Origin of the sequence: Streptomyces sp. RK62, from assembly GCF_018070255.1 — a bacterium.
In the GTDB taxonomy this organism is placed as follows: Bacteria; Actinomycetota; Actinomycetes; order Streptomycetales; family Streptomycetaceae; genus Streptomyces; species Streptomyces nigra.
The window spans coordinates 418774-440503 of the sequence record NZ_JAGPYD010000004.1 but is presented as its reverse complement, the minus strand read 5'-3'; the positions used below and the strand labels follow the sequence as shown (position 1 = coordinate 440503).

General features: G+C 71.5%; 22 protein-coding genes and 1 rRNA gene. 17 read left to right on the top strand and 6 right to left on the bottom strand.

Annotated features, from left to right (window positions below; genetic code table 11):
- The first annotated feature begins 7 nt into the window (after window positions 1-7).
- The 10 genes from rrf to KBY32_RS10845 all read left to right on the top strand — a co-directional run bounded on the left by rrf (window position 8) and on the right by KBY32_RS10845 (window position 7926).
- Window positions 8-124 (top strand): 5S ribosomal RNA (gene rrf / locus KBY32_RS10890).
- Between the two features lie 71 nt (window positions 125-195).
- Window positions 196-840: an HAD family phosphatase gene (locus KBY32_RS10885; RefSeq protein WP_210979738.1), complete on the top strand. Its 645-nt coding sequence runs from the start codon at window positions 196-198 to the stop codon at window positions 838-840.
- A gap of 70 nt (window positions 841-910) precedes the next feature.
- Complete coding sequence (locus KBY32_RS10880; RefSeq protein ID WP_247689233.1) at window positions 911-1684, top strand: VC0807 family protein; 774 nt, start codon at window positions 911-913, stop codon at window positions 1682-1684.
- 66 nt (window positions 1685-1750) lie between these two features.
- Window positions 1751-2971 carry an MFS transporter gene (locus KBY32_RS10875; protein ID WP_210979737.1) on the top strand — a complete coding sequence of 407 codons (1221 nt, stop codon included), beginning with the start codon at window positions 1751-1753 and terminating at the stop codon, window positions 2969-2971.
- A complete protein-coding gene (locus tag KBY32_RS10870) occupies window positions 2922-4088 on the top strand; it encodes an acetoin utilization protein AcuC (protein ID WP_055622726.1) in 1167 nt (388 codons plus the stop codon). Before KBY32_RS10875 ends, KBY32_RS10870 begins: the two co-directional genes overlap by 50 nt.
- A 111-nt stretch (window positions 4089-4199) precedes the next feature.
- Window positions 4200-5015 (top strand): phosphatase, encoded by an 816-nt coding sequence (locus KBY32_RS10865; RefSeq protein ID WP_210979736.1) that lies wholly within the window; start codon window positions 4200-4202, stop codon window positions 5013-5015.
- Window positions 5016-5144: 129 nt separating this feature from the next.
- Entirely contained in the window at window positions 5145-5357 is a 213-nt protein-coding gene (locus KBY32_RS10860; RefSeq protein ID WP_004984898.1) for a helix-turn-helix domain-containing protein, read from the top strand.
- A gap of 154 nt (window positions 5358-5511) precedes the next feature.
- Window positions 5512-5610, top strand: coding sequence for a 30S ribosomal protein bS22 (locus tag KBY32_RS10855; RefSeq protein WP_003948845.1), 99 nt, complete (start codon window positions 5512-5514; stop codon window positions 5608-5610).
- Between the two features lie 187 nt (window positions 5611-5797).
- Entirely contained in the window at window positions 5798-6859 is a 1062-nt protein-coding gene (locus KBY32_RS10850) for an NAD-dependent epimerase/dehydratase family protein (protein ID WP_055622701.1), read from the top strand.
- A gap of 14 nt (window positions 6860-6873) precedes the next feature.
- The gene (locus KBY32_RS10845) at window positions 6874-7926 is read left to right on the top strand and encodes a lysophospholipid acyltransferase family protein (RefSeq protein WP_055622700.1); all 1053 of its coding nucleotides are present in this window, start codon (window positions 6874-6876) and stop codon (window positions 7924-7926) included.
- An 83-nt stretch (window positions 7927-8009) separates the two neighbouring features.
- Here KBY32_RS10845 and KBY32_RS10840 read toward each other — a convergent pair whose 3' ends face one another.
- The 3 genes from KBY32_RS10840 to KBY32_RS10830 all read right to left on the bottom strand — a co-directional run bounded on the left by KBY32_RS10840 (window position 8010) and on the right by KBY32_RS10830 (window position 11515).
- A complete protein-coding gene (locus KBY32_RS10840; RefSeq protein ID WP_210979735.1) occupies window positions 8010-9251 on the bottom strand; it encodes a DUF5667 domain-containing protein in 1242 nt (413 codons plus the stop codon).
- 251 nt (window positions 9252-9502) lie between these two features.
- Window positions 9503-10276, bottom strand: coding sequence for an ECF subfamily RNA polymerase sigma factor, BldN family (locus KBY32_RS10835; protein WP_055622698.1), 774 nt, complete (start codon window positions 10274-10276; stop codon window positions 9503-9505).
- 318 nt (window positions 10277-10594) lie between these two features.
- The gene (locus KBY32_RS10830; protein WP_055622725.1) at window positions 10595-11515 is read right to left on the bottom strand and encodes an HAD family phosphatase; all 921 of its coding nucleotides are present in this window, start codon (window positions 11513-11515) and stop codon (window positions 10595-10597) included.
- A 129-nt stretch (window positions 11516-11644) separates the two neighbouring features.
- Between KBY32_RS10830 and KBY32_RS10825 the strand changes: the two genes are divergently transcribed.
- The 5 genes from KBY32_RS10825 to KBY32_RS10805 all read left to right on the top strand — a co-directional run bounded on the left by KBY32_RS10825 (window position 11645) and on the right by KBY32_RS10805 (window position 17373).
- Window positions 11645-11923: a glutaredoxin family protein gene (locus KBY32_RS10825; protein ID WP_164492334.1), complete on the top strand. Its 279-nt coding sequence runs from the start codon at window positions 11645-11647 to the stop codon at window positions 11921-11923.
- 284 nt (window positions 11924-12207) lie between these two features.
- Window positions 12208-12966, top strand: coding sequence for a redox-sensing transcriptional repressor Rex (locus tag KBY32_RS10820; protein WP_055622697.1), 759 nt, complete (start codon window positions 12208-12210; stop codon window positions 12964-12966).
- Window positions 12963-14678: a glutamyl-tRNA reductase gene (locus KBY32_RS10815; protein WP_210979734.1), complete on the top strand. Its 1716-nt coding sequence runs from the start codon at window positions 12963-12965 to the stop codon at window positions 14676-14678. The genes KBY32_RS10820 and KBY32_RS10815 overlap by 4 nt, the downstream gene beginning before the upstream one ends.
- The gene (gene hemC / locus KBY32_RS10810; protein WP_115507817.1) at window positions 14675-15670 is read left to right on the top strand and encodes a hydroxymethylbilane synthase; all 996 of its coding nucleotides are present in this window, start codon (window positions 14675-14677) and stop codon (window positions 15668-15670) included. The genes KBY32_RS10815 and hemC overlap by 4 nt, the downstream gene beginning before the upstream one ends.
- Entirely contained in the window at window positions 15667-17373 is a 1707-nt protein-coding gene (locus tag KBY32_RS10805; protein WP_210979733.1) for a bifunctional uroporphyrinogen-III C-methyltransferase/uroporphyrinogen-III synthase, read from the top strand. Before hemC ends, KBY32_RS10805 begins: the two co-directional genes overlap by 4 nt.
- Before the next feature lie 57 nt (window positions 17374-17430).
- Here KBY32_RS10805 and KBY32_RS10800 read toward each other — a convergent pair whose 3' ends face one another.
- Window positions 17431-17643 (bottom strand): DUF397 domain-containing protein, encoded by a 213-nt coding sequence (locus tag KBY32_RS10800; RefSeq protein ID WP_055622693.1) that lies wholly within the window; start codon window positions 17641-17643, stop codon window positions 17431-17433.
- On the bottom strand, window positions 17640-18473 hold the full coding sequence (locus KBY32_RS10795; RefSeq protein WP_210979732.1) for a helix-turn-helix transcriptional regulator: 834 nt from the start codon (window positions 18471-18473) through the stop codon (window positions 17640-17642). Before KBY32_RS10795 ends, KBY32_RS10800 begins: the two co-directional genes overlap by 4 nt.
- A 388-nt stretch (window positions 18474-18861) precedes the next feature.
- Between KBY32_RS10795 and KBY32_RS10790 the strand changes: the two genes are divergently transcribed.
- Window positions 18862-19806 (top strand): helix-turn-helix domain-containing protein, encoded by a 945-nt coding sequence (locus tag KBY32_RS10790; protein ID WP_210979731.1) that lies wholly within the window; start codon window positions 18862-18864, stop codon window positions 19804-19806.
- A 6-nt stretch (window positions 19807-19812) separates the two neighbouring features.
- Here KBY32_RS10790 and KBY32_RS10785 read toward each other — a convergent pair whose 3' ends face one another.
- Window positions 19813-20340 (bottom strand): SMI1/KNR4 family protein, encoded by a 528-nt coding sequence (locus KBY32_RS10785; RefSeq protein ID WP_210979730.1) that lies wholly within the window; start codon window positions 20338-20340, stop codon window positions 19813-19815.
- Between the two features lie 93 nt (window positions 20341-20433).
- Here KBY32_RS10785 and hemB point away from each other — a divergent pair, with 93 nt between their 5' ends.
- On the top strand, window positions 20434-21432 hold the full coding sequence (gene hemB / locus KBY32_RS10780) for a porphobilinogen synthase (protein ID WP_055622689.1): 999 nt from the start codon (window positions 20434-20436) through the stop codon (window positions 21430-21432).
- Window positions 21433-21730: the final 298 nt, after the last annotated feature.

Here is a 21730-nt window from a genome sequence, read left to right as displayed (position 1 = left end):
ATAGTGTTTCGGTGGTCATAGCGTGAGGGAAACGCCCGGTTACATTCCGAACCCGGAAGCTAAGCCTTACAGCGCCGATGGTACTGCAGGGGGGACCCTGTGGGAGAGTAGGACACCGCCGAACAATCTTTGGGAAAGGGCTCACACCTTACGGTGTGGGCCCTTTCTGCATTTCCGGTCAGTATGCTCGGGCATATGCGCTATGACCTCGTCATCTTCGACAACGACGGTGTGCTCGTCGACAGTGAGCCCATATCCAACCGGCACCTCGCTGCGTATCTGACGGAGCTCGGGCATCCGACCTCGTACGAGGACTCCATTCGGGACTACATGGGGTCGGCGATGCACCGGGTGCACGACTTGGTCCTCGAGCGGACGGGGCAGCGGCTTCCGGCCGACTTCGACGACGTCTTCCATGCGCGTGTGTTCGCCGCGTTCGAGCGGGAGTTGAAGCCCGTGGCCGGCGCTGTCGACGTCCTGGAGGCGCTCACGGCACGCGGTGTGCCGTACTGCGTGGCCTCGTCGGGGAGTTATGAGCGGATCCGGGTGGGGCATCGGACGACGGGCCTGGACCGGTGGTTCGACGACGCGCGGATCTTCAGCTCGCAGGACGTGGGGCGGGGGAAGCCCGCACCGGACCTGTTCCTCCATGCCGCCCGGCAGATGGGGGTCGCGCCCGAGCGGTGTGTCGTCGTCGAGGATAGCCCGCTGGGTGTGCGGGCGGCGCTGGCCGCGGGGATGGACGTCGTCGGGTTCACCGCGATGACGCCGGCCGAGCGACTGTCCGGGGCCACCGAACTCTTCTCCGACATGGGCGAGTTGATCGGGCTGCTGGACTGACATTTGTCATGCCGAGGGCCGGACGATCGTTTCTACCGGCGGCCCCCGCCCGGCCGCGAAGCTTATGGGCATGACGACGAACACGGGGACGACCGAGGGAAGCACGACCGAGGCAAGCTCGACCACCAGCGGGCCGAACAGGCTGCTGCGCAACTTTCTGCCGCTGATCATCGATGTGGCGCTGCCCCTCGGGGCGTACTACCTGCTGAAGAACGGCCTCGGGATGAGCACCCTGATGGCGCTCGCGCTCAGCAGTGTCGTGCCGGCCGTGCGGACCGGGTGGGGTGTGTGGCGGGCGCGCGAGGTCAACGGGATGGCCGCGCTGATCCTCCTGGTGAACGTCGTCTCGCTGCTGTTGAGCTTCGTGGCGGGTGATCCTCGGCTGATGATGGCCAAGGACAGCGCCATCAGCAGTGTGATCGGGATCGGCGTCATCGTCTCGGTGGTGCTGGGCAGGCCGATGATGACGGCCGGGATGAAGCCCTGGGTGGTCAGGGGCGACCAGGCGCGGGAGGCGGCCTGGGCGCGGCTGCACGGGGGTTCGGCGCGGTTCCGGCGGGCGGAGCGGATGTTCTCGCTGGTGTGGGGTGTCGTCCTGCTCGCGGAGTGCGTCGTACGGGTCGTGGGGGTGTACTCGCTGCCGGTGGACACCATGGTGTGGCTCGGCAACGTGATCATGATCGTGGCGATGGTGCTCGGGTTCCTCGTCGGTGGGGCGCTGGGGGCGGGGCCGATGGCGGCGATGGTCGCCGCCGAGGCGAAGGCGTGGGCCGAGCGGGACGCGCGTCAGGGTGAGCCCGTGGTGAGCGGTCCGTCCACCGCGCCCCTGATCGCCGCCGGTTGAAGCTGAGCGGAATTCATCTTTGGCTGGATCTACCCACGAGTACCCCGGGGCCCTACGCTCGCCGCCATGACTGATGTGCTGCGGCGCGGCAGGGCCTCGCTGGCGTTCGGTTTCTTCGCCCAGGGCGTGGCCTTCGCCCTGCTGGTGACGCGGATCCCGGCCATCCAGGACCGGTACGGGGTGTCTGACGCGCTGCTGCCGGCCTTTCTCGCCGCCGTACCCATCCTCGCGGGCGTCGGCAGCGTCACGACCGAGTGGCTGGTGCGGCGCATACGTCCCAGCCGGTTGCTGCGCTGGTCGCAGCCCGTGGTGCTGCTTGCGCTGCTCGGCGTGGGGGCCGGGGACAGCATGGTCGAACTGGCCGTCTCGCTCGCGGCGTTCGGGCTGGCGGTGGGTGCGCTGGACGCCACGATGAACATGCTCGGGGTGAGCCTGCAGCGGGCGTACGGGCGGAGCATCATGCTCAGCTTCCACGCGGCGTACAGCCTGGGCGGGATCATCGGGGCCTCGCTGGCGTGGGCGGGGGCGCACTGGGATCTGCCGCTGGCGGTGTCGTATCTGCCGGTTGTCGTGGTGCTGTTGCCGGCGGCGCTGGTGGGGAGCCGGTGGTACCTCGATGCCAAGGCGACGGACGCGCCCGAGGCGCGGGACGCGGGGGAGGGCGGGCAGGCCGTCGCGTTCAAGCTGTTGCTGCCGCTCTGCCTCGTGATGACCTTCGCTTACATCGGTGACTCCACCGTCTCCAACTGGAGTGCGAAGTACCTCCAGGACGTGTTGGGCAGTTCCGAGCAGCTGGCGACCGTGCCGTACAACGTGTACATGGTGACCACGCTGCTGGGGCGGGCCATCGGGGACTTCGGGGTGCGGCGGCTCGGGGCGGTGGCCGTGGTGCGGCTGGGGGCGCTGGTGGCGGCCGTCGGGTTCGCGGTGGTGGCGGTGGCGCCGGGCGCGTGGGTCGGGATGCTGGGGTTCACGCTGCTGGGGTTGGGGTTGTGTGTGCTGGTGCCGCAGACGTTCGCGGCGGCCGGGAGGCTGTTCCCGGGGGCGTCGGACGCGGCCGTCGCGCGGCTGAACGTCTTCAACTACGTCGGCTTCCTGATCGGTTCCCCGCTCGTGGGGGCGCTGGGCGACGCGTGGAGCTATCGCGGGGCGATGCTGGTGCCGATGGTGTTGGTGCTGGTGACGCTCGTGTACGCCCCTTCGTTCGCCGCGCGGCCGGACCGATACGGTGGCGGGCATGAGCGGCCGCGCACAGCTGATGTGGGACCAGGCAGTAACGGGCTATGACTTCGGCCGGGACCATCCGATGGACCCGGTGCGGCTCGGCCTGACCAGGAAACTCGTGGAGGCCTTCGAGCTGGACCGGCACATGGACGTCGTCGCGGCCCAGCCGGCCGGTGACTCGACGCTGCGGCTGGTCCACCGCGAGGACTACATCGCGGCCGTGAAGGCGGCCTCGGCGGACCCGCGGGCGGCCGACCAGTCGTACGGTCTCGGCACGCTGGACGATCCGGCGTTCGCCGGGATGCACGAGGTGTCGGCGCTGATCGCCGGGCAGTCGGTGGGGGCGGCGGAGGCCGTGTGGCGGGGGAGCGCGCTGCACGCCGTGAACTTCGCGGGCGGGCTGCACCACGCGATGCCGGCGGGCGCGTCCGGGTTCTGCATCTACAACGACGCCGCGCTGGCGATCGCCCGGCTGCTGGAGCTGGGTGCCGAGCGGGTCGCGTACGTGGACGTCGACGTGCATCACGGGGACGGGGTGCAGGCGGCGTTCTGGGAGGACCCGCGGGTGCTGACGATCTCGCTGCACGAGCATCCCGCGACGCTGTTCCCGCAGACCGGGTGGCCGCAGGAGACCGGCGCCGCCGAGGGGTCCGCGGTGAACGTGGCGCTGCCGGCGGGCACCGGGGACGAGGGCTGGCTGCGCGCCTTCCACGCCGTGGTGCCGGAGCTGCTCGCCGACTTCCGGCCGCAGGTGCTGGTGACACAGCACGGTGCCGACACGCACTTCGAGGATCCGCTGGCGCATCTCGCGGTGTCGCTGGACGCGCAGCGGGCCGTGCAGGTGTCCTGTCACGATCTGGCGCACGAGTACGCCGACGGCCGGTGGATCGCGCTGGGCGGGGGCGGGTACGCCGTGGTCGAGGTGGTGCCGCGGTCGTGGACGCATCTGGTGGCGATCGCGGCGGGGCGGCCGATCGAGCCTACGACGCCGATCCCGGAGAGCTGGCGGCAGGAAGTGTACGCACGGACGCGGCAGTTGGGGCCGGCCCGGATGACCGACGGGCGGTGGCCGGCGTCCTGGGCGGACTGGGAGGACGGGTACGACCCGGCGGACCGGCTGGACCAGGCGGTGCTGGCGACGCGCAAGGCGGTGTTCCCGCTGCGGGGGCTGCTCGCCTGAGGGCCCGTCTCCCTTGGCTCTCGCCGGCCCGACGGTTTTCGTTAGCCCGACCGTGCGGTCTTCGCCCGGTTCGGGAGTCCGCCGGGGGTCCGGTCCGCCAGGATCGCTGGGGTGCTGGGTACCGCGGCGCTGCGCGCTCATCTCCTGGCCGCGGGGCTGGCCGGGACCGTGGCCACCTCCCGTGAGGCGAGCCTCAGGAGTTACCGGCTGTTCGCCGCCCGGGATCCCCGGGTGCTCCTCGGGCTGGATCCCGTGGGGGTCTGGGGGCAGCGGGAGCTGCTGGCCCTGATGGCGGAGAAGTGTGGGGTTTCGGCCGATCCGCGTCAGGTCTCGGGCCTCGATGTGATCGATCCGGAACGGACTCTGACCGCTCTGGACGCGTTCTCCGACCGGATCGCGAGGGTCGCGCAGCGTGGCGCACCGGTGCTGCTCGGCACCGGCCACCCCCACCGGCTGCTCGGGTTCTACGGCGCCCTGGCAGACGCGCTCTCGGCGGCGGGGTGTGCCGTCCTCACCCCCGCGCATGGTCGCCGTGTCGACATAACGACCCGGTTCGGTCTACGTACGTACAACCTCGCCTACGTACGGGGAGTCGCGCTGGTGCGGGCGCCGGACGCGTCCCGCTCCGGTTGTGAGCCCGGCGCACACACGCACTCCCCCCTCCCGGTTCGTATCGCGCTGGCGGCCGCGGCCGAGGCCGGCGGGCCGCTGCCGGAGCTGGTGATCGGGGATCACGGCTGGGTCTGCGGGGCAGGTCAGCTGGGGTTCGAGGCCATCGGGCCGGCCGATACCAATGACCCCGCGCTCTTCGTGGGGGAGGCGGAGGGGTCCGTGTCCGTCGCCGTTCCACTTGATGACGCCGTGCGGTCTGATTACTACCGGCCGCTTACCCGCTACGTACTCAATCGAGCGTGTCTGTCACAGTAGGTCGCCGATGGCTGCACCTCTTCCCCACTCGCATCATGCGCACCTACATTGGGGAGTGAGCACGCAACGACGAAGAGTCACCGGAAGGGGAAGCCGGTGGCCGTCGAGTGCGGAAGGTTCAGGTGTGTCATGGCTGCAGCTGGCGAGAGGCCTCTGAACGAGGTTCAGTTCCTTACCGTGGCGGAGGTCGCCTCGGTGATGCGAGTGTCGAAGATGACCGTGTACCGGCTGGTGCACAGCGGTCATCTGCCCGCGATCCGGGTGGGACGGTCGTTCCGTGTCCCGGAGCAAGCGGTTCACGAGTACCTTCGCGAGAGTTACGTGGGGGTGGAAACCGCCTGACGGCAGTGGGCCGGGGGGTGCCCGGGACCGCCGGTGACCCCCCTCGCCCCCTCGATTACGACCTCAGCGCTCGGGCGGGTAGGCTAGCCCCTCGTAGGTCGTGTGGGCCCATGGCGCCCAAACACCGAGTGATGAGAAGTGAGCGAGGGTAGTCGTGGGCTCTGTTATCAAGAAGCGGCGCAAGCGGATGGCCAAGAAGAAGCACCGCAAGCTGCTCAAGCGCACGCGCGTTCAGCGTCGCAACAAGAAGTAGGCGACGCCGCGAGAAGCGGCGTGTCTGTGGCCCCCCACCGCATCGGTGGGGGGCCACAGGTGTATGACGGGGGAAATCCCGTCACGTCACGCATCGGGTGGTCATCACAGCGCAACACCGACCCGCTAAGTTGGCGGCACACGGGGAACTCGGCTGGGGTACGAGGGCTGGAAGGAAGGCGCTGATCTTGGGCAAGGTCGTGCTCGTCACCGGAGTGGCCCGTCAACTCGGGGGCCGCTTCGTACGCCGGATCCAGCGGGACCCCCAGGTGGACCGGGTGATCGCCGTGGACGCCGTCCCGCCGGAGCACCACCTGGGCGGCGCGGACTTCGTGCAGGCCGACATCCGCCAGCCCACCATCGCGCGGGTGCTCGCGGAGAGCGGCGCCGACACCGTCGTGCACATGGACGTGACGGGGACCGCGCTGGCCAGCGGCAGCCGGACCTCGGTCAAGGAGACCAACGTCATCGGCACGATGCAGCTGCTCGGCGCCTGCCAGAAGTCCCCCCTGGTGAAGCGGCTGGTGGTGAAGTCCAGTACGAACGTGTACGGGTCGGCGCCCCGCGACCCGGCGGTCTTCACCGAGACCACCCCGCCCAAGTCCCTGCCCAGCGGCGGCTTCGCCAAGGACACCGTCGAGGTCGAGGGCTATGTGCGCGGGTTCGCCCGGCGGCGGCCCGACGTCGCCGTGTGCGTGCTGCGGTTCGCGAACATCCTCGGCCCCACCGCGGACACCCCGCTCGCCTCGTACTTCTCGCTGCCCGTGCTGCCGACGGTCCTCGGGTACGACCCGCGACTTCAGTTCGCGCACGAGGACGACGTCATCGAGGTGCTGCGCATCGCCTCCCACGAGCCGCGCCGGGGCACCCTCAACAGCGGCACGTTCAACGTCGCCGGGGACGGCGTCCTGCTGCTCTCGCAGTGCGCGCGGCGCCTGGGGCGGCCCACGGTGCCGCTGCTGCTGCCCGCCGTGACGTGGGCGGGCACCCTGGTGCGTACGCTGGGCATGTCGGACTTCTCGCCGGAGCAGATCCGGTTGCTCACCCACGGCCGGGTGGTGTCCACGGACCAGATGCGCGAGACCCTCGGTTTCCAGCCGAAGTACACGACGGCCGAGACGTTCGCGGACTTCGCGAGCAGCCGCGGTCCCGGGCTGCTGCCGCCCGAGGCCCTCGCGGGGGCCGTCGACCGGATCGCCGCACTGCCCGTCCTGGACGGCGGTCACCCCCCGACGCAGAGCGCCAACTGAGGAGCGCATCAACGATGGCGGACGCCAAGGTCATTCCGTTCGACGACGACCGGTCCCGCGGAGGCGCCGTTCAGCGGCCGCCGCGGCGCCGGGGCGCGGCGAGCCGGCGCAAGAACGGTGAAGGCGGGCCGGTCGGCGAGGTCCAGCCCCTGCCGGGACGGTCCCTCGCGCAGGATGATGTTCCTGTGACCCCTGAGGAAGAGCCGGCCCCGCAGCCCCCCCACGACGGCGGTCTGGAGCGGCGCATTGCGAGCGGCCTGGCCTTCCTGCGCCGGCGCCTCACCGGCGAGTACGAGGTCGACGACTTCGGGTACGACGAGGAGCTGACCGACCAGGTCCTGATGTCCCTGCTGCGGCCGGTGTACGAGAAGTACTTCCGGGTCGATGTGAAGGGCGTGGAGAACATCCCGGCGGAGGGCGGCGCGCTGATCGTCGCCAACCACTCCGGGACGCTGCCGCTGGACGGCCTGATGATGCAGGTCGCCGTGCACGACCATCATCCGGCGGGCCGTCATCTGCGGCTGCTCGCCGCCGATCTGGTGTTCATGCTGCCGGTGGTCAACGAGCTGGCCCGCAAGCTCGGGCACACGCTGGCCTGCGCGGAGGACGCCGACCGGCTGCTCGGGCAGGGCGAGTTGGTCGGTGTGATGCCGGAGGGCTTCAAGGGCATCGGCAAGCCCTTCGGGGAGCGGTACAAGCTGCAGCGGTTCGGGCGGGGCGGTTTCGTGTCCACGGCGCTGCGCCGCCGCACCCCGATCATCCCGTGCTCGATCGTCGGGGCCGAGGAGATCTACCCGATGATCGGCAACGCGAAGACGCTGGCCCGGGTGCTGGGCATCCCGTACTTCCCTCTGACGCCGACCTTCCCGTGGCTGGGTCCGCTGGGCGCGATCCCGCTGCCGACGAAGTGGACGATCCAGTTCGGCGAGCCGATCCACACCGACGGCTATCCACCGGAGGCGGCCGAGGACCCGATGCTGATGTTCAACCTGACCGACCAGGTCCGGGAGCAGATCCAGCACACGCTCTACAAGCTGCTGGTGCAGCGCCGGTCGGTCTTCTTCTGACGGACGCACACGACTGCACACGACGATGGGGCACCCCCGGTGGAAGGGGTGCCCCATCGTCGTACGGGCGGCTTTCGGGGCTGCTAGCCGGCGTCCTCGCCCTCGATGCCCAGGCCGGGCAGGAGGCCCGGGAGCAGCGGCGGAAGCGTGACCGCCGGGCCGTCGGCCGGGGTGGACGCCGACGGGGAGGCGCCGGAGCCGCCGGTGGCCTTGGGCGGGTCGAGCAGCCCGCCCGTGTTCCCGCCGAGCAGGCCCTCGCCCTCGCTGCCGGAGCCCTCGGCGGACTTGCTGGGACTGCTGGTGCGGTGGCCCTCGGAGGAGCCGCTGCCGTCGGCGCTGGGCCGGGCCGACTTGTCGGCGCCCGAGGTGCCGGTGGAGGACGAGCCGGAGCCGCCGCGCCCCTTGCCGTCGCCGCTGTCCTGCGGGGGCGGCGGGAGCAGGGACTGGAGCGGGGCGACCTCTTCGTCTATGGCGTCGAAGACGGACGACACACGCTCGCTGACGTCCCCGAGCTGGAGCGGGAGCCGCTCGCGCATGCTGCCCCAGGTGGCGCGGTGGGAGCGGGAGAACGCGGAGAGGGCCTGGATGGGGCCCAGGGAGTCCGGGTCGCGCTCATAGGCCTCGCGCAGCAGCCGGTGGCCCTCCGAGGCGTCGTGCTGCATACCGGACAGGGCGCGGCGGATCTCGGCGAGCGACTCGTGGTCGTACTGCCCGCCGCGGCCGCGCTCCATCAGCCTGCGGGCCTCGGCCAGCCGGGTGGAGGCCTGGTCGAGGTAGACGCGCCCGCGTTCGTCCTCGCCGTCGGCCAGGACGTTGAGCTTGAAGTCCTCGATGCCGCGCTTGAGGCCGTAGAGGGAGTCGCCGGGGAGGGCGTCGCCGCTGGCGGCGGCCACACCGCCGAAGGCGCCGGCGGCGACTCCGACGCTGAGCCCGCCGGCGGTGAGCCCCTTGGCGAGCCGGGAGCGGGGGCGGAGCCTGCTCATCGGGGTCGCCCGGTGGGCGCCGCGCGCCCGGTCGGACCGCTGTCCGGGCAGGGCGGGGCCCGCCTCGCCCGCCGCGGTGCCCTCCTGGAGCATGGCCTCCATCGCGGCCACGAGCTGGGCTCGCTGCACGACCTTGACCTCGGGGTCGAGCACGGGCTTGGGCAGATCGCCCAGCTCCGCGGTCAGGGCCAACAGGCGTCCGTGCCCGGTCTGTTCCGCAGCAGCCGGTGGCGGGGCCCCGGGCTGCTCGGCCTGCTCGGCCGCCGTGCCCCGGTCGGTCAGCTCCTCCAGGGCCTGGGCGAAGGCGCTCGCCCGCCGGTGCGCCGATACGTTCGCGATCACTGGCGGCACCTCCTCTCGTCATGACGGTCGACTCCCCAGGGGGTCCTGAGGGTTGCACTCCCTGATCGGTTCCACACGATCGGGTGATCGAAGTGGGTCAGGGAGTGACCACAGGGAGCCTGCATCCCGCACAACGAGTGGCGCGGCACTTGGGTTACGGACGGAGGATGAACGGGCCGCGAAGTCAACGGAGTTTCACCGTGGGTGAGTTGTAGGTTGCGGAGAGTACCGGTGTGGTACGGGGGACGCGCTCAGCGCGCGTCGTCCGGGAGCAGCCGGGCGAGGGTGCGGACGGCCCGGTACTGGAGGGTCTTGATGGCGCCCTCGTTCTTGCCCATGACGCGGGCGGTCTCCGCGACGGAGAGGCCCTGGAGGAAACGGAGGGTGACGCACTCCTGCTGCTGCGGGTTGAGCCGGCGGACGGCCTCCAGCAGGGCCGCGTTGGAGAGCGATTCGAGGACGGAGTCCTCGGGGGAGCGCTCGACCTCGTTGGCGTCGAGCATCTCGCCGGTGGTCACCTCCAGCCGGAAGCGGCTGGACTTGAAGTGGTCGGCGACGAGGTTGCGGGCGATGGTGACGAGCCAGGCGCCGAAGTCCCGGCCCTGCCAGGTGAAGGTGCCGATGCGGCGCAGGGCGCGCAGGAAGGTCTCACTGGTGAGGTCCTCGGCGGTGGCCTTCCCTCCGACGCGGTAGTAGATGTAGCGGTACACGGTGTCGCTGTACTGGTCGTAGAGCCGGCCGAACGCGTCGGCCTCACCGGCCTGCGCGCGTTCCACCAGGTCCATCATGCGCGCGCTGTCGCTGTCCGCCGCGGGGCGGCGGGCGGTGGTCGCGCCGGTCTGGCGCCCCCGTCTGCCGACGGTGGCGCTCCCCTCGGCGAGCGCGTAGCACGGGCCTACGGGTGCGGCGGTTACGGCGAGGGCGGGGACGGCGTACGCGGTGGGGACGAGACCGCGCAACAGGTCGAGGACCGTCGCGCGGAGCGTAGCCAGGCCCGAGGCGTCAACCCCGACGTGTGGGTACACGGGACTCCCAGAGGCAGAGCTTCCATCACGTGCAGTACGGGACCGTTCACCCGTCGTAGCGACGGAGGGGTACCGGAATGCGTCTGAGGAGAATAACGCTTCGTGCAGGCACCGCTACGCCCAGTTGCACAAATCGCCGATTGCGTCTCTTCCGTAACCGATTGACGCTCGATCCGGTGCCACAGAGTGACCGTTTGTTGATCGAGTGCGTTCGGGTTCGGGCAGACAACGGGACGGGATGTGGCCGTGTGCAGCCAACGTGACTGGACACGGCGGTGCCTGGGTAGAGAGTCGGATCGGCCCGCGGGCCGGGCGTGCCTACCGGCGGCGGCGGTGCATCGCGATCGCGGCCGCCGTGCCGCCGGCCACCGCGCCGACGCCCGCCGCGGCGGGGATGCCGACCTTGGCCGCCTTGCGGCCGGTGCGGTAGTCCCGCAGCCGCCAGTCGAGCTTGCGGGCGTGCTTGCGCAGCTTGGCGTCGGGGTTGATCGCGTAGGGGTGCCCGACCAGGGAGAGCATCGGGATGTCGTTGTGCGAGTCGCTGTACGCGGCGCAGCGGGTCAGGTCCAGGCCCTCCGCGAGGGCCAGGGCGCGCACGGCCTCCGCCTTCGCCGGGCCGTGCAGCGGCTCGCCGACGAGCTTGCCGGTGTAGACGCCGTCCACGGACTCGGCGACGGTGCCCAGGGCGCCGGTCAGGCCGAGGCGGCGGGCGATCACCGTGGCGATCTCCACCGGTGCCGCCGTGACGAGCCACACCTTCTGGCCGGCGTCCAGGTGGGCCTGGGCGAGGGCGCGGGTGCCGGGCCAGATGCGCTCGGCCATGTACTCGTCGTAGATCTCCTCGCCGATCGACTGGAGTTCGGCGACGCGGTGGCCCTTGACGATCGACAGCGCCGAGTCGCGGGCCTCCTGCATGTGCTCGGGGTCCTCGACGCCGGCCAGCCGGAACCACGCCTGCTGCCAGGCGAACCGGGCGAGCTCGCGGGTCTCGAAGAACTTGCGCTTGTACAGGCCCCGGCCGAAGTGGAACAGGGCGGCGCCCTGCATCACCGTGTTGTCCAGGTCGAAGAAGGCGGCGGCGCGGTCGTCGCCGAGCACCGGGAACTCCGGCTCGGCGGCCGAGACGTCCGTGACTTCCTGCGAGGACTTGCGGGCGGCCTCCGCCGAGGCCTCGCCAGCCAACACGCTCCGCGCCGTGGCGGGGCGCCTACGGGGAGTGAGCCATCCAAGAGCGGCCATGCCCGTGAGCATAGCCATTCTGTTCGGAGCGGCTGGAGCCGAGAGGTTCAAAAGCTGTGAACTCTCCGCGACCGCGCAGTTAAACGGCATGGTCGGCCATCGGCGGCGCGGCGCGGGACAATGGCCGACATGAGTCCGCTCTTCCGTCGTACTCCGGCCAAGCCTCCGCAGGACCGGCTCGTGACCCTCATCGGGAAACCCGACTGCCATCTGTGTGATGACGCACAGAGTGTGGTGGAGCGGGTGTGCGCCGAGACGGGGGTGCCGTGGGTGTGGAAGGACATCACCCAGGACCCCCAACTCCACGACCAGTACTGGGAACAGATCCCCGTGGTCCTCGTCGACGGGGACCAGCACACGTTCTGGCGTGTGAACGAGGATCGCCTCCGCAAAGCACTGACCGAGTAGTCCAAAGTTCTCCGGAAACGGCTTAGGATCGACGGCGAAGTGGTCTCGGGGGCGGGGATCGTTGAGGAGAGTGTGCGGTTTTGCCCCCAGGAGCAGAGGAACGGTGGTGCGTATGCGCCGGTTCCACACCAGTGCGCCGGGCGTGCGTGAGCCCGGTCACGTTGGGCGGGCAAATCGGACACCATCTTTGTGCACGCGTTCACAAAGACATAGCCTCTATTCGACGGGGCGGTCATGTAGGGACGTGTGACCGCCTACAGCCCCGCTCTACCCGCAGGAGCACCGTGGCAACTGGCCGAACTCACCGACCGGCGACCCGCAGCCGAGGGATTCCCGAGGCCACCGTCGCCCGGCTTCCGCTGTACCTCCGAGCCCTGACCGCACTGTCGGAGCGCTCGGTCCCCACGGTCTCCTCCGAGGAGCTCGCGGCGGCGGCGGGGGTCAACTCCGCGAAGCTGCGCAAGGACTTCTCCTACCTCGGCTCCTACGGGACCAGGGGTGTCGGCTACGACGTCGAGTATCTCGTGTACCAGATCTCCCGCGAACTGGGGCTCACCCAGGACTGGCCGGTAGTGATCGTCGGTATCGGTAACCTCGGCGCCGCCCTCGCCAACTACGGCGGCTTCGCCTCCCGTGGCTTCCGGGTCGCCGCGCTGATCGACGCCGACCCGGCCATGGCCGGCAAGCCCGTCGCCGGGATCCCGGTGCAGCACTCCGACGACCTGGAGCGGATCATCCAGGACAACGGCGTGTCGATCGGTGTCATCGCCACCCCCGCCGGTGCCGCCCAGGCGGTCTGCGACCGGCTCGTGGCCGCCGGTGTCACCTCCATCCTGAACTTCGCGCCGACCGTGCTGTCCGTGCCCGACGGCGTCGACGTGCGCAAGGTCGACCTCTCCATCGAGCTGCAGATCCTCGCCTTCCACGAGCAGCGCAAGGCCGGCGAGGAGGCCGCCGCCGGCGGTGCCCAGGCCACCGCCGCCCGCAGCGAGTCCGCCGACCAGGGGCCCGACGGGGACGTACCCGCCGTGATGCCGGCATGAGTCTGCTCGTCGTCGGGCTGAGCCACCGCAGCGCCCCCGTCAGCGTCCTGGAGCGCGCCGCCCTGAGCGCGGACGCCCAGGTCAAGCTGGTGCAGGACACGGTCGCCGCCGAGCCGGCCACCGAGGCCGCGGTGCTCGCCACGTGCAACCGCATCGAGCTGTACGCCGACGTGGACAAGTTCCACGCCGGTGTCGCCGAGCTGTCCACGCTGCTCGCCCAGCACAGCGGGGTCGGCCTCGAGGAGCTCACGCCGTACCTGTACGTCCACTACGAGGACCGGGCCGTCCACCACCTCTTCTCGGTGGCCTGCGGACTGGACTCCATGGTCGTCGGCGAGGGCCAGATCCTCGGCCAGATCAAGGACTCCCTCGCCAAGGCGCAGGAGCTGCACAGCGCCGGACGGCTGCTGAACGACCTGTTCCAGCAGGCCCTGCGGGTCGGCAAGCGCGCCCACTCCGAGACCGGCATCGACCGCGCCGGGCAGTCCCTGGTCACCTTCGGCCTGGAGCAGCTCGCCGAGGGCGCGGAGGTCACCGACTGGGCCCGCGGCAAGAAGGCCCTGGTCATCGGTGCCGGCTCGATGTCCTCGCTGGCCGCGGCCACCCTCGCGCGGGCCGGCGTCGGCGAGATCGTCGTCGCCAACCGCACCCGGGAGCGCGCCGAGCGCCTCGCCGAGATCCTCACCGACGGCACCCACGTGCCGGCCCGCGCGGTACCGATGGACGCGGTGCCGCTCGAGCTGACACGTGCCGACGTCGTCGTGTCCTGTACCGGGGCCACCGGTCTCGTCCTCACCGCCGAGGACGTCGTCGGCGGTGTCGAGGGCCGTACGGGCCGGCCGGTCGCCTTCCACGGCAGCGGACGTACGGCGCCCGCGCCCCGGACCGAGGCCGACGGCACCCCGCAGACCCCGCTGCCGCCCTCCGGGGTCGGCACCGACGAGAACTGCCCGCTGGACCTCGCCGCCGTGCAGGGAGGTTTCTCCGTGCACGGCGAGGCCGCCGTCGCCGGTATGGACGCGGCCACCCTCGAACAGCACGCGGCCTGGGCGGCCGGCGGCGCCGTCGACCGCCGGGAGGCGGCCCGCCGCAGCCCCGAGGCCGACGCCGAGCTGATCACCGCGCTCGCCGCGACCGCGGCCACCGTCGGCCGGATCCCCGAGCGCCGCAGGCCCGAGCCGGCCGCGGAGACGCCCCGCCGGACGCCGGTCCTCGCGCTCCTCGACCTCGCCATGCCGCGTGACATCGACGCCGCCGTGCACCGGCTCACCGGGGTGCGGCTGGTGGACATCGAGTCGCTGGCGGAGGCCTCGGCCGACGCCCCCATGGCGGCCGACGTCGACCAGGTCCGCCGGATCGTCTCCGACGAGGTCACCGCCTTCGGGGCGGCGCAGCGGGCCGCGCACATCACGCCGACCGTCGTCGCCCTGCGCACGATGGCCGCCGATGTCGTGGCCGGTGAGATCGCCCGTCTGGAGGGCCGGCTGCCCGGCCTGGACGACAAGCACCGCAGCGAGATCACGCAGACCGTGCGGCGCGTGGTCGACAAGCTGCTGCACGCCCCGACCGTACGGGTCAAGCAGCTCGCGGCCGAACCCGGCGGGGCCGGGTACGCCGACGCCCTGCGGACCCTGTTCGACCTCGATCAGGAGACGGTGGCCTCCGTCTCCCGGGCCGAGGACAGCACCGAGAAGAACCGAGGCCCACGATGACTCAGCAGCCACTACGGCTCGGCACCCGCCGCAGCAGGCTCGCCATGGCCCAGTCCGGGCAGGTCGCGGACACCGTGAGCCAGGTGACCGGACGCCCCGTCGAACTCGTCGAGATCACCACGTACGGTGACGTCTCCCGCGAGGCCCTGTCGCAGATCGGCGGCACGGGTGTGTTCGTCACCGCGCTGCGTGACGCCCTGCTGCGCGGGGAGGTCGACTTCGCGGTGCACTCCCTGAAGGACCTGCCGACCGCGCAGCCCGAGGAGCTGGTCCTGGCGGCCGTGCCGGAGCGCGAGGACCCGCGCGACGTGCTCGTCGCCCGGCACCACCTCAAGCTCACCGACCTGCCGCGCGGGGCGCGCATCGGCACGGGCTCGGCCCGCCGGGCCGCCCAGCTGAACGCGTACGCGCGCGCCCACGGCCTGGACATCGAGACGGTCCCGATCCGCGGCAACGTCGACACCCGGATCCGGTACGTCCACGACGGCGAGCTGGACGCGGTCGTCCTGGCCGCGGCCGGCCTGAGCCGCATCGGCCGCCTCGACGAGGTGACCGACTTCCTGTCGGTCGACACGGTTTTGCCCGCCCCCGGCCAGGGGGCCCTGGCGATCGAGTGCACCGCGGGCAACGCGGACCTCATCGCCGCGCTCGGCGAGCTCGACGACCCCTTCACCCGGGTCGCCGTCACCGCCGAGCGGTCCCTGCTCGCCGCCCTGGAGGCCGGCTGCTCCGCCCCTGTGGGCGCGCTGGCCGACCTTCCCCCGCTCACGGCTCCGCTGGAGCGAGGGGGCCCCCAGGCCGAACGGCAGATTGTCAAGGAAATGCGCCTGCGCGGCGTCGTCGGAACCCCCGACGGCACGCGGACGGTGCAGCTGTCCACCACCGGTCCCGTGCCCGAGACGCACGACCAGGCGCTTGCGCTCGGTCGCGGACTCGCCGCCGAGATGCTTGCCCAGGGCGCGGCCGGTCTGATGGGGGAGCGAGCACAGTGAGCCCCACCACCCTTACCACCGGCCTCGATCACGGGCACGTCACCTTCCTGGGTGCCGGACCCGGGGATCCGGGACTGCTGACTCTGCGCGCCGTCGAGGCGCTGGCGCACGCGGACGTCCTGGTCGCCGAGCACGATGTGCTCGACGTCGTACGTCAGCACGCCAGGCAGGGCGTCGCCGAAGTGCACACGGACACGGGCCCCGACGGGGACACCGTCCCGGGCACAGGCACGCCCCAGCTGGCCGTAGTTGACGGCGCGTCAACGACCGCTGCGCTACCCGCGGTGCGGGATGCCGCACATCTTGTCATGGAGGCCGCGCGGGGCGGCAGGCGGGTGGTGCGTGCGGTGTCCGGGGACCCCGGGCTCGACACGTACGCCGCCGACGAGATGCTGGCCTGCGCCGCGGCCGGTGTGCCGTTCGAGGTGGTGCCCGGTGTCGCCGCGGCCGTCGGCGTGCCCGCGTACGCCGGTGTGCCGCTGCGCGACGCCCAGGGCACGGACGTGCGGTTCGTCGACGCGCGCACCGCGTCCGACCGGTGCTGGACCGAGGTGGGCGCGTCGGACGGGACCGTCGTCGTGTCGACGACCCTCGACAGCGTGGGCGCCGCGGCCGGCGAGCTGGTGTCGGCCGGGCGCAAGCCCGACACCCCGATGACGGTGACCGTCGCCGGCACCACCACCCGGCAGCGGACGTGGACGGCGACCCTAGGGACGATCGCCCAGACGCTGAAGCAGGCCAAGGTGCTGCCCTCGCCCGAGGGCGGCCGGCCGGTGATAGCCGTGGTCGGTGAGCGTTCCGCCGCCGCCCAGCGCGACCAGTTGTCCTGGTTCGAGTCCAAGCCGCTGTTCGGCTGGCGGGTGCTCGTACCGCGGACGAAGGAGCAGGCGGCCTCGCTCTCCGACCAGCTGCGCTCCTACGGGGCCGTGCCGCACGAGGTGCCGACGATCGCCGTCGAGCCGCCGCGCACGCCCCAGCAGATGGAACGGGCCGTCAAGGGCCTCGTCACCGGCCGCTACGAGTGGATCGCGTTCACCTCGGTCAACGCGGTCAAGGCGGTACGGGAGAAGTTCGAGGAGTACGGCCTCGACGCCCGGGCGTTCGCCGGGATCAAGGTGGCCGCGGTCGGCGAGCAGACCGCCAAGGCGCTCATCGCCTTCGGCGTGAAGCCGGACCTGGTGCCGAGCGGCGAGCAGTCGGCCGCCGGGCTGCTGGAGGACTGGCCGCCCTACGACCCGGTCTTCGACCCGATCGACCGTGTCTTCCTGCCCCGTGCCGACATCGCCACGGAGACCCTCGTCGCCGGGCTGATCGAGCTGGGCTGGGAGGTCGACGACGTCACGGCCTACCGGACCGTACGGGCCTCGCCGCCGCCGGCGGAGACCCGCGAGGCGATCAAGGGCGGCGGCTTCGACGCCGTGCTCTTCACGTCCTCGTCGACGGTGCGGAACCTGGTCGGCATCGCGGGCAAGCCGCACAACGTGACGGTGATCGCCTGTATCGGCCCCGCCACGGCCAAGACCGCCGAGGAGCACGGCCTGCGGGTGGACGTGATGGCCCCCGAGCCGTCCGTGCACAAGCTGGCGGAGGCCCTGGCGGACTTCGGCGCCCGGCGCCGTGCGGCCGCGCTCGACGCGGGCGACCCGGTCACCCGCCCGAGCGAGCGGCGCCCTGGGGCGCGGAGACGCCGGTCGACGACCTGACCGTGAGAGACGGCCCGCACCTGTTCGACCGGGTGCGGGCCGTTCGCGTTTCCGGCGTCAGCGCGGGGTGGCGGTGGCGTAGGGCAGGAAGGCCGTCCAGGTGGTGGGGGTCAGGGTGAGACGGGGGCCGTCGGGGTTCTTGGAGTCGCGGACGAGTATGCGGTCGGGGGTGGGGGCGACTTCGACGCAGTCGGGGCCGTCAGGTGTGCTGTAGCTACTCTTCATCCACTCCGGGGCTGAGGCGTCTTCCCGTGCAGGCTTGCGGATCATGTCTCTCCCAGCACTCTCTCGATGAACGCGAGCGACTCCTGGGGGGTCAGCGCCTGGGCCCGGATGGTCCCGTAACGGATGTCCAGAACCTGGACCTCCCTGGGGTCGGTGATCACGCGGCTGACGAGCTGGACTTCGTTGTGACCCACTGTGCTGCCGTCTCGTAGCCGCAGCAGCCTGAACGACCCCGCCAGCCCGGCGTTGTCCTCGCGGTCCAGGGGCAGGACTTGCACGTCGACGTTCCTCAACTGCCCCACTTCCAGCAAGCGTTCGAGCTGCCTTCGCATGACCATCCTGCCACCGATGGGTCGGCGGAGTGTCGCCTCGCACTGGACGAAGGTGAACAGGCGCAGCGGCGCCTCCTGCGTCAGGATCTCCTGACGGGCCAGGCGAGCCGCCACGTGTTGCTCGAACTCCTCCTCCCTGAAGAGAGGGCGACGAGTGCTGACCGACGCCCGGATGTACTCCTCGGTCTGCAACAGGCCCTGGATGACGGAGTTGTTGTAGGCGCCCAGCTCGACCGCCTCCGCCTCCAGCCTCTTCAGGTCCCGGACCTTCTTCGGGTACCGGACCTCCGTCAGGTCCCGCTTCATCGCGGCGATCTTCCCGCTCGCGCCCAGGGCCCGGTCCGCCGCGTCCAGGTACTCCGGCCGGGGAATGCGCCGGCCGCGCTCCACCGCGCCGACCAGGTCCTCGCCGTACCCGATGGCCTCCGCGAGCTCCGCCTGCGTGAGCCCCGCCGCCTCCCGCCACACCTTCAACTGCCGTGCGACCGTGCGCATCACGGCCCCGGCCTCCTCGTCGTCCAGCCCCGTCTCCCAGCCACTCATGCCATCACCCCTTCCCCGGACCAACTCGGTGCCGGTGCGCGGGGTCACCCCGACGGCCCGGACAGAAGCCGGACAAATTTTTACTCGCACCGGAGCCTGGAAACACGTCGTGCGGCGATGCGCGGAACGGGGCTGCGGGCGGTAAAAGACCAAAGAACCCAGGGAAAAAACCAACCAACCAAACCAAACCCGGCATCCGTCACTCGGGCGGGTGAATGTGGTCGGTCCGGCTGGTGCAGCGGCCCTTGGAGCGTGCAGGCTCAGCCCGAGGCGGTCGAGGCATATGCGCCGGACGAACGCCCTCATCACTCCACACATGCATCGGCCCCCGCCGGGACGGCAATCCCAAGGCGAGGGCCTGACCAACGAGGAAGAAGTGAGCTTCCCCATGGCTGAGATGAAGCCTAACGCTGCCGTGCGCCCGAAGCAGGAGCTTCGGCGGAGCACCACCCACTCCGGTGTCACCCACGTACGCGCGTACCAGTCCGGGCAGTACGTCGTCGTCGGCAATCACCTCGCCCAGCACCGTCAGCTCTCGCTGACCGCGATCGGACTCGCGACCCATATCTTCTCGGTGCCCGAGGGCACGCCGGTCGACATCCGCAGTCTCACCGAGCGCTTCCCCGAGGGGCGGGACCGGATCGCTTCCGCCCTGCGTGAGTTGGAGGAGCACGGCTACCTGCGCAGGGTCCGCGAACACACGGAGTCCGGTCGCCTGGTCACCCGCACGTACGCTCACCACGCCCCGGTGACCGCGGCGGCCGTCACGCCCCTGCGCGTGGCGGAGCGCCCTCAGGTCCGTCGCCGTGCCGTCGAGCGTCAGCCGGAGGCACAACGGGACGTGCAGGCCGCTCCCGAGGAGGGCGACCAAGCTCCTCCCCGGCAGACGCCCCAGGCCGAAGCGTCACCCCCGGAGCCGAAGGGGCCGCGTGACCCCCGGCACGACAGAGCTGCCGCCCTGCTGGCGGGTCTGCGCCGCGCGGACGACCGCCTGATCCTCTCGCGCCGGGATGTCGACCGGCTGACGCCCGCCGTCACCGCGTGGCTCGACAACGGGGTCTCGGCCGTCATGATCCAGCACGTGCTGACCGACAACCTCCCGATCGAATTGAGGAACCCGGCGAGGCTGATCGGCTACCGGCTCGACGCCCTGCTGCCGGTGGCACTGCCGCCCCGTCCCGTGCCCTCGCCGACGCCCGCGGACGGAAGGAGGGACCGCCCCCTTCCGCTGCAGACCTGCGACGGCTGCGAACGGGCCTTCCGCGCCGCCCATCCCGGTCGCTGCCGGGACTGCCGGTCCGTCGACGTGCCCGCACCACCGCAGGTGGCGTGAGACGGGTCAGCCGCAGAGTGCCTCGATGTCCTCGGCGAAGGTCGGGAACTCGGCGCGGGCCTCGGCCACGACGACCTGGGCCGGGCGGCGGGGTGTCGTGGCGTGGCGTTCGGCGAGGGCGGTGAGGGCCGCGTCGGGGCGTGGCTCCGCGACCCCGAACTGCACGGCCTCCATGGGGCCGTAGCCGTCGGCCAGCATCCACAGGAAGTCGGACAGGTTCGCGGCGACCACGCCGACCTCGCCCTCCGAGCCCATGAAGACCACGGGCTGCTCGGCGAGGGGGCGGCCCGGGCGTACCAGCCAGAGGGCCGCGAGGCCGCCCGTGCCGTCCTGGCCGAACACCCGGTAGGCGTCGCCGTCGAGTTCCGCGTTCCCCGTCCACTGGCGCAGCCAGCCGGTGGTCTCCTCGGCCGGTTCGAAGGCGTCGTAGGGCTCGAAGTCGATGCCCTCGCCGTCGGCGTAGTCGATCTCCGTGCGCGCCAGCTCGGCGAGGGGCGGGGGCAGGGTGCGGTCGTCCTGGGTCGTCTCGTCCACCCCGGCAATCTAGGCGCCGGCACTGACAACGGGGTCCTGTGGGCCGACTGCGCGTCGGCAAAGGCACGGCTGGGGCGGGCGTAGCGTAGGGGTATGACGACGTACGGATCCTTCCCCGGTACTCGGCCGCGGCGTCTGCGGACCACCCCCACCATGCGGCGCATGGTCGCCGAGACCCGGCTGCACCCCGCCGACCTCATCCTCCCGGCCTTCGTGCGGGAGGGCGTCAGTGAGCCGGTGCCGATCGAGGCCATGCCGGGGGTCGTCCAGCACACGCGGGACAGCCTGAAGAAGGCCGCCGCGGAGGCCGTGGCGGCCGGTGTCTCCGGGATCATGCTGTTCGGCGTGCCGGAGGAGAGCAAGAAGGACGCCGTCGGCACCGCGGGCACCGACCCGGACGGCATCCTCCAGGTCGCCCTGCGGGACGTGCGGGCCGAGGTCGGCGACGACCTGCTCGTCATGTCCGACCTGTGCCTGGACGAGACCACCGACCACGGGCACTGCGGGGTCCTCGACGAGCACGGGCGCGTCGACAACGACGCCACCCTGGAGCGGTACGCCGAGATGGCGCAGGTCCAGGCCGACGCCGGCGCCCATGTCGTGGGCCCCAGCGGGATGATGGACGGGCAGATCGGCGTCATCCGCGACGCGCTCGACCAGATCGGGCGTGAGGACGTCGCGATCCTCGCCTACACCGTCAAGTACGCCTCCGCGTTCTACGGCCCCTTCCGGGAGGCCGTCGGCTCGTCCCTCAAGGGCGACCGCAAGACCTACCAGCAGGACCCGGCGAACGTCCGGGACGCCCTGCGGGAGTTGGCGCTCGACCTGGAGGAGGGCGCCGACATGGTGATGGTCAAGCCGGCCGGGCCCTACCTCGACATCCTGGCGCGGGTCGCCGACGAGGCGAACGTGCCGGTGGCCGCCTACCAGATCTCCGGCGAGTACTCGATGATCGAGGCCGCCGCCGAGAAGGGCTGGATCGACCGCGACCGGGCCATCCTGGAGTCGCTGACCGGCATCCGGCGCGCGGGCGCGCGGAACATCCTCACCTACTGGGCGACGGAGGTCGCACAGAAGCTGGGCCGTCAGTAACGGAGTCGTGCGGCGGCGGCCCGTTGTCGGCCGCCGCCTTCGACGGGCCCTCGTCGCGCAGGCCCTTGCCGTCCTCGCACGCGGTGAGCGCGAGGGCGGCGACCGCCACCAGCGAGGCGGCGATCAGCCGGGCGCGGAAGCGTGGGGGGTGTGCGGACATCGGCGGCCCTCCGTGAGTAGGGGCTGGGATCGTGCCCACACTGCTCGATCGGAGCGGGCGGTCGCTACCCCGTACGGGAAACCTGGGACGCCTGAGGTCGTCGCAGGGCTCTGACCTGCGGGGATGTGGCGGGCCGGG

What these genes read in the sequence shown, in the direction of transcription:
- KBY32_RS10885 (WP_210979738.1), top strand. Translation starts at nt 196, where the DNA reads ATGCGCTATGACCTCGTCATCTTCGACAACGACGGTGTGCTCGTCGAC.
- KBY32_RS10880 (WP_247689233.1), top strand. Translation starts at nt 911, where the DNA reads ATGACGACGAACACGGGGACGACCGAGGGAAGCACGACCGAGGCAAGC.
- KBY32_RS10875 (WP_210979737.1), top strand. Translation starts at nt 1,751, where the DNA reads ATGACTGATGTGCTGCGGCGCGGCAGGGCCTCGCTGGCGTTCGGTTTC.
- KBY32_RS10870 (WP_055622726.1), top strand. Translation starts at nt 2,922, where the DNA reads ATGAGCGGCCGCGCACAGCTGATGTGGGACCAGGCAGTAACGGGCTAT.
- KBY32_RS10860 (WP_004984898.1), top strand. Translation starts at nt 5,145, where the DNA reads ATGGCTGCAGCTGGCGAGAGGCCTCTGAACGAGGTTCAGTTCCTTACC.
- KBY32_RS10845 (WP_055622700.1), top strand. Translation starts at nt 6,874, where the DNA reads ATGGCGGACGCCAAGGTCATTCCGTTCGACGACGACCGGTCCCGCGGA.
- KBY32_RS10830 (WP_055622725.1), bottom strand. Translation starts at nt 11,515, where the DNA reads ATGGCCGCTCTTGGATGGCTCACTCCCCGTAGGCGCCCCGCCACGGCG.
- KBY32_RS10825 (WP_164492334.1), top strand. Translation starts at nt 11,645, where the DNA reads ATGAGTCCGCTCTTCCGTCGTACTCCGGCCAAGCCTCCGCAGGACCGG.
- KBY32_RS10815 (WP_210979734.1), top strand. Translation starts at nt 12,963, where the DNA reads ATGAGTCTGCTCGTCGTCGGGCTGAGCCACCGCAGCGCCCCCGTCAGC.
- hemC (WP_115507817.1), top strand. Translation starts at nt 14,675, where the DNA reads ATGACTCAGCAGCCACTACGGCTCGGCACCCGCCGCAGCAGGCTCGCC.
- KBY32_RS10800 (WP_055622693.1), bottom strand. Translation starts at nt 17,643, where the DNA reads ATGATCCGCAAGCCTGCACGGGAAGACGCCTCAGCCCCGGAGTGGATG.
- KBY32_RS10795 (WP_210979732.1), bottom strand. Translation starts at nt 18,473, where the DNA reads ATGAGTGGCTGGGAGACGGGGCTGGACGACGAGGAGGCCGGGGCCGTG.
- KBY32_RS10790 (WP_210979731.1), top strand. Translation starts at nt 18,862, where the DNA reads ATGGCTGAGATGAAGCCTAACGCTGCCGTGCGCCCGAAGCAGGAGCTT.
- hemB (WP_055622689.1), top strand. Translation starts at nt 20,434, where the DNA reads ATGACGACGTACGGATCCTTCCCCGGTACTCGGCCGCGGCGTCTGCGG.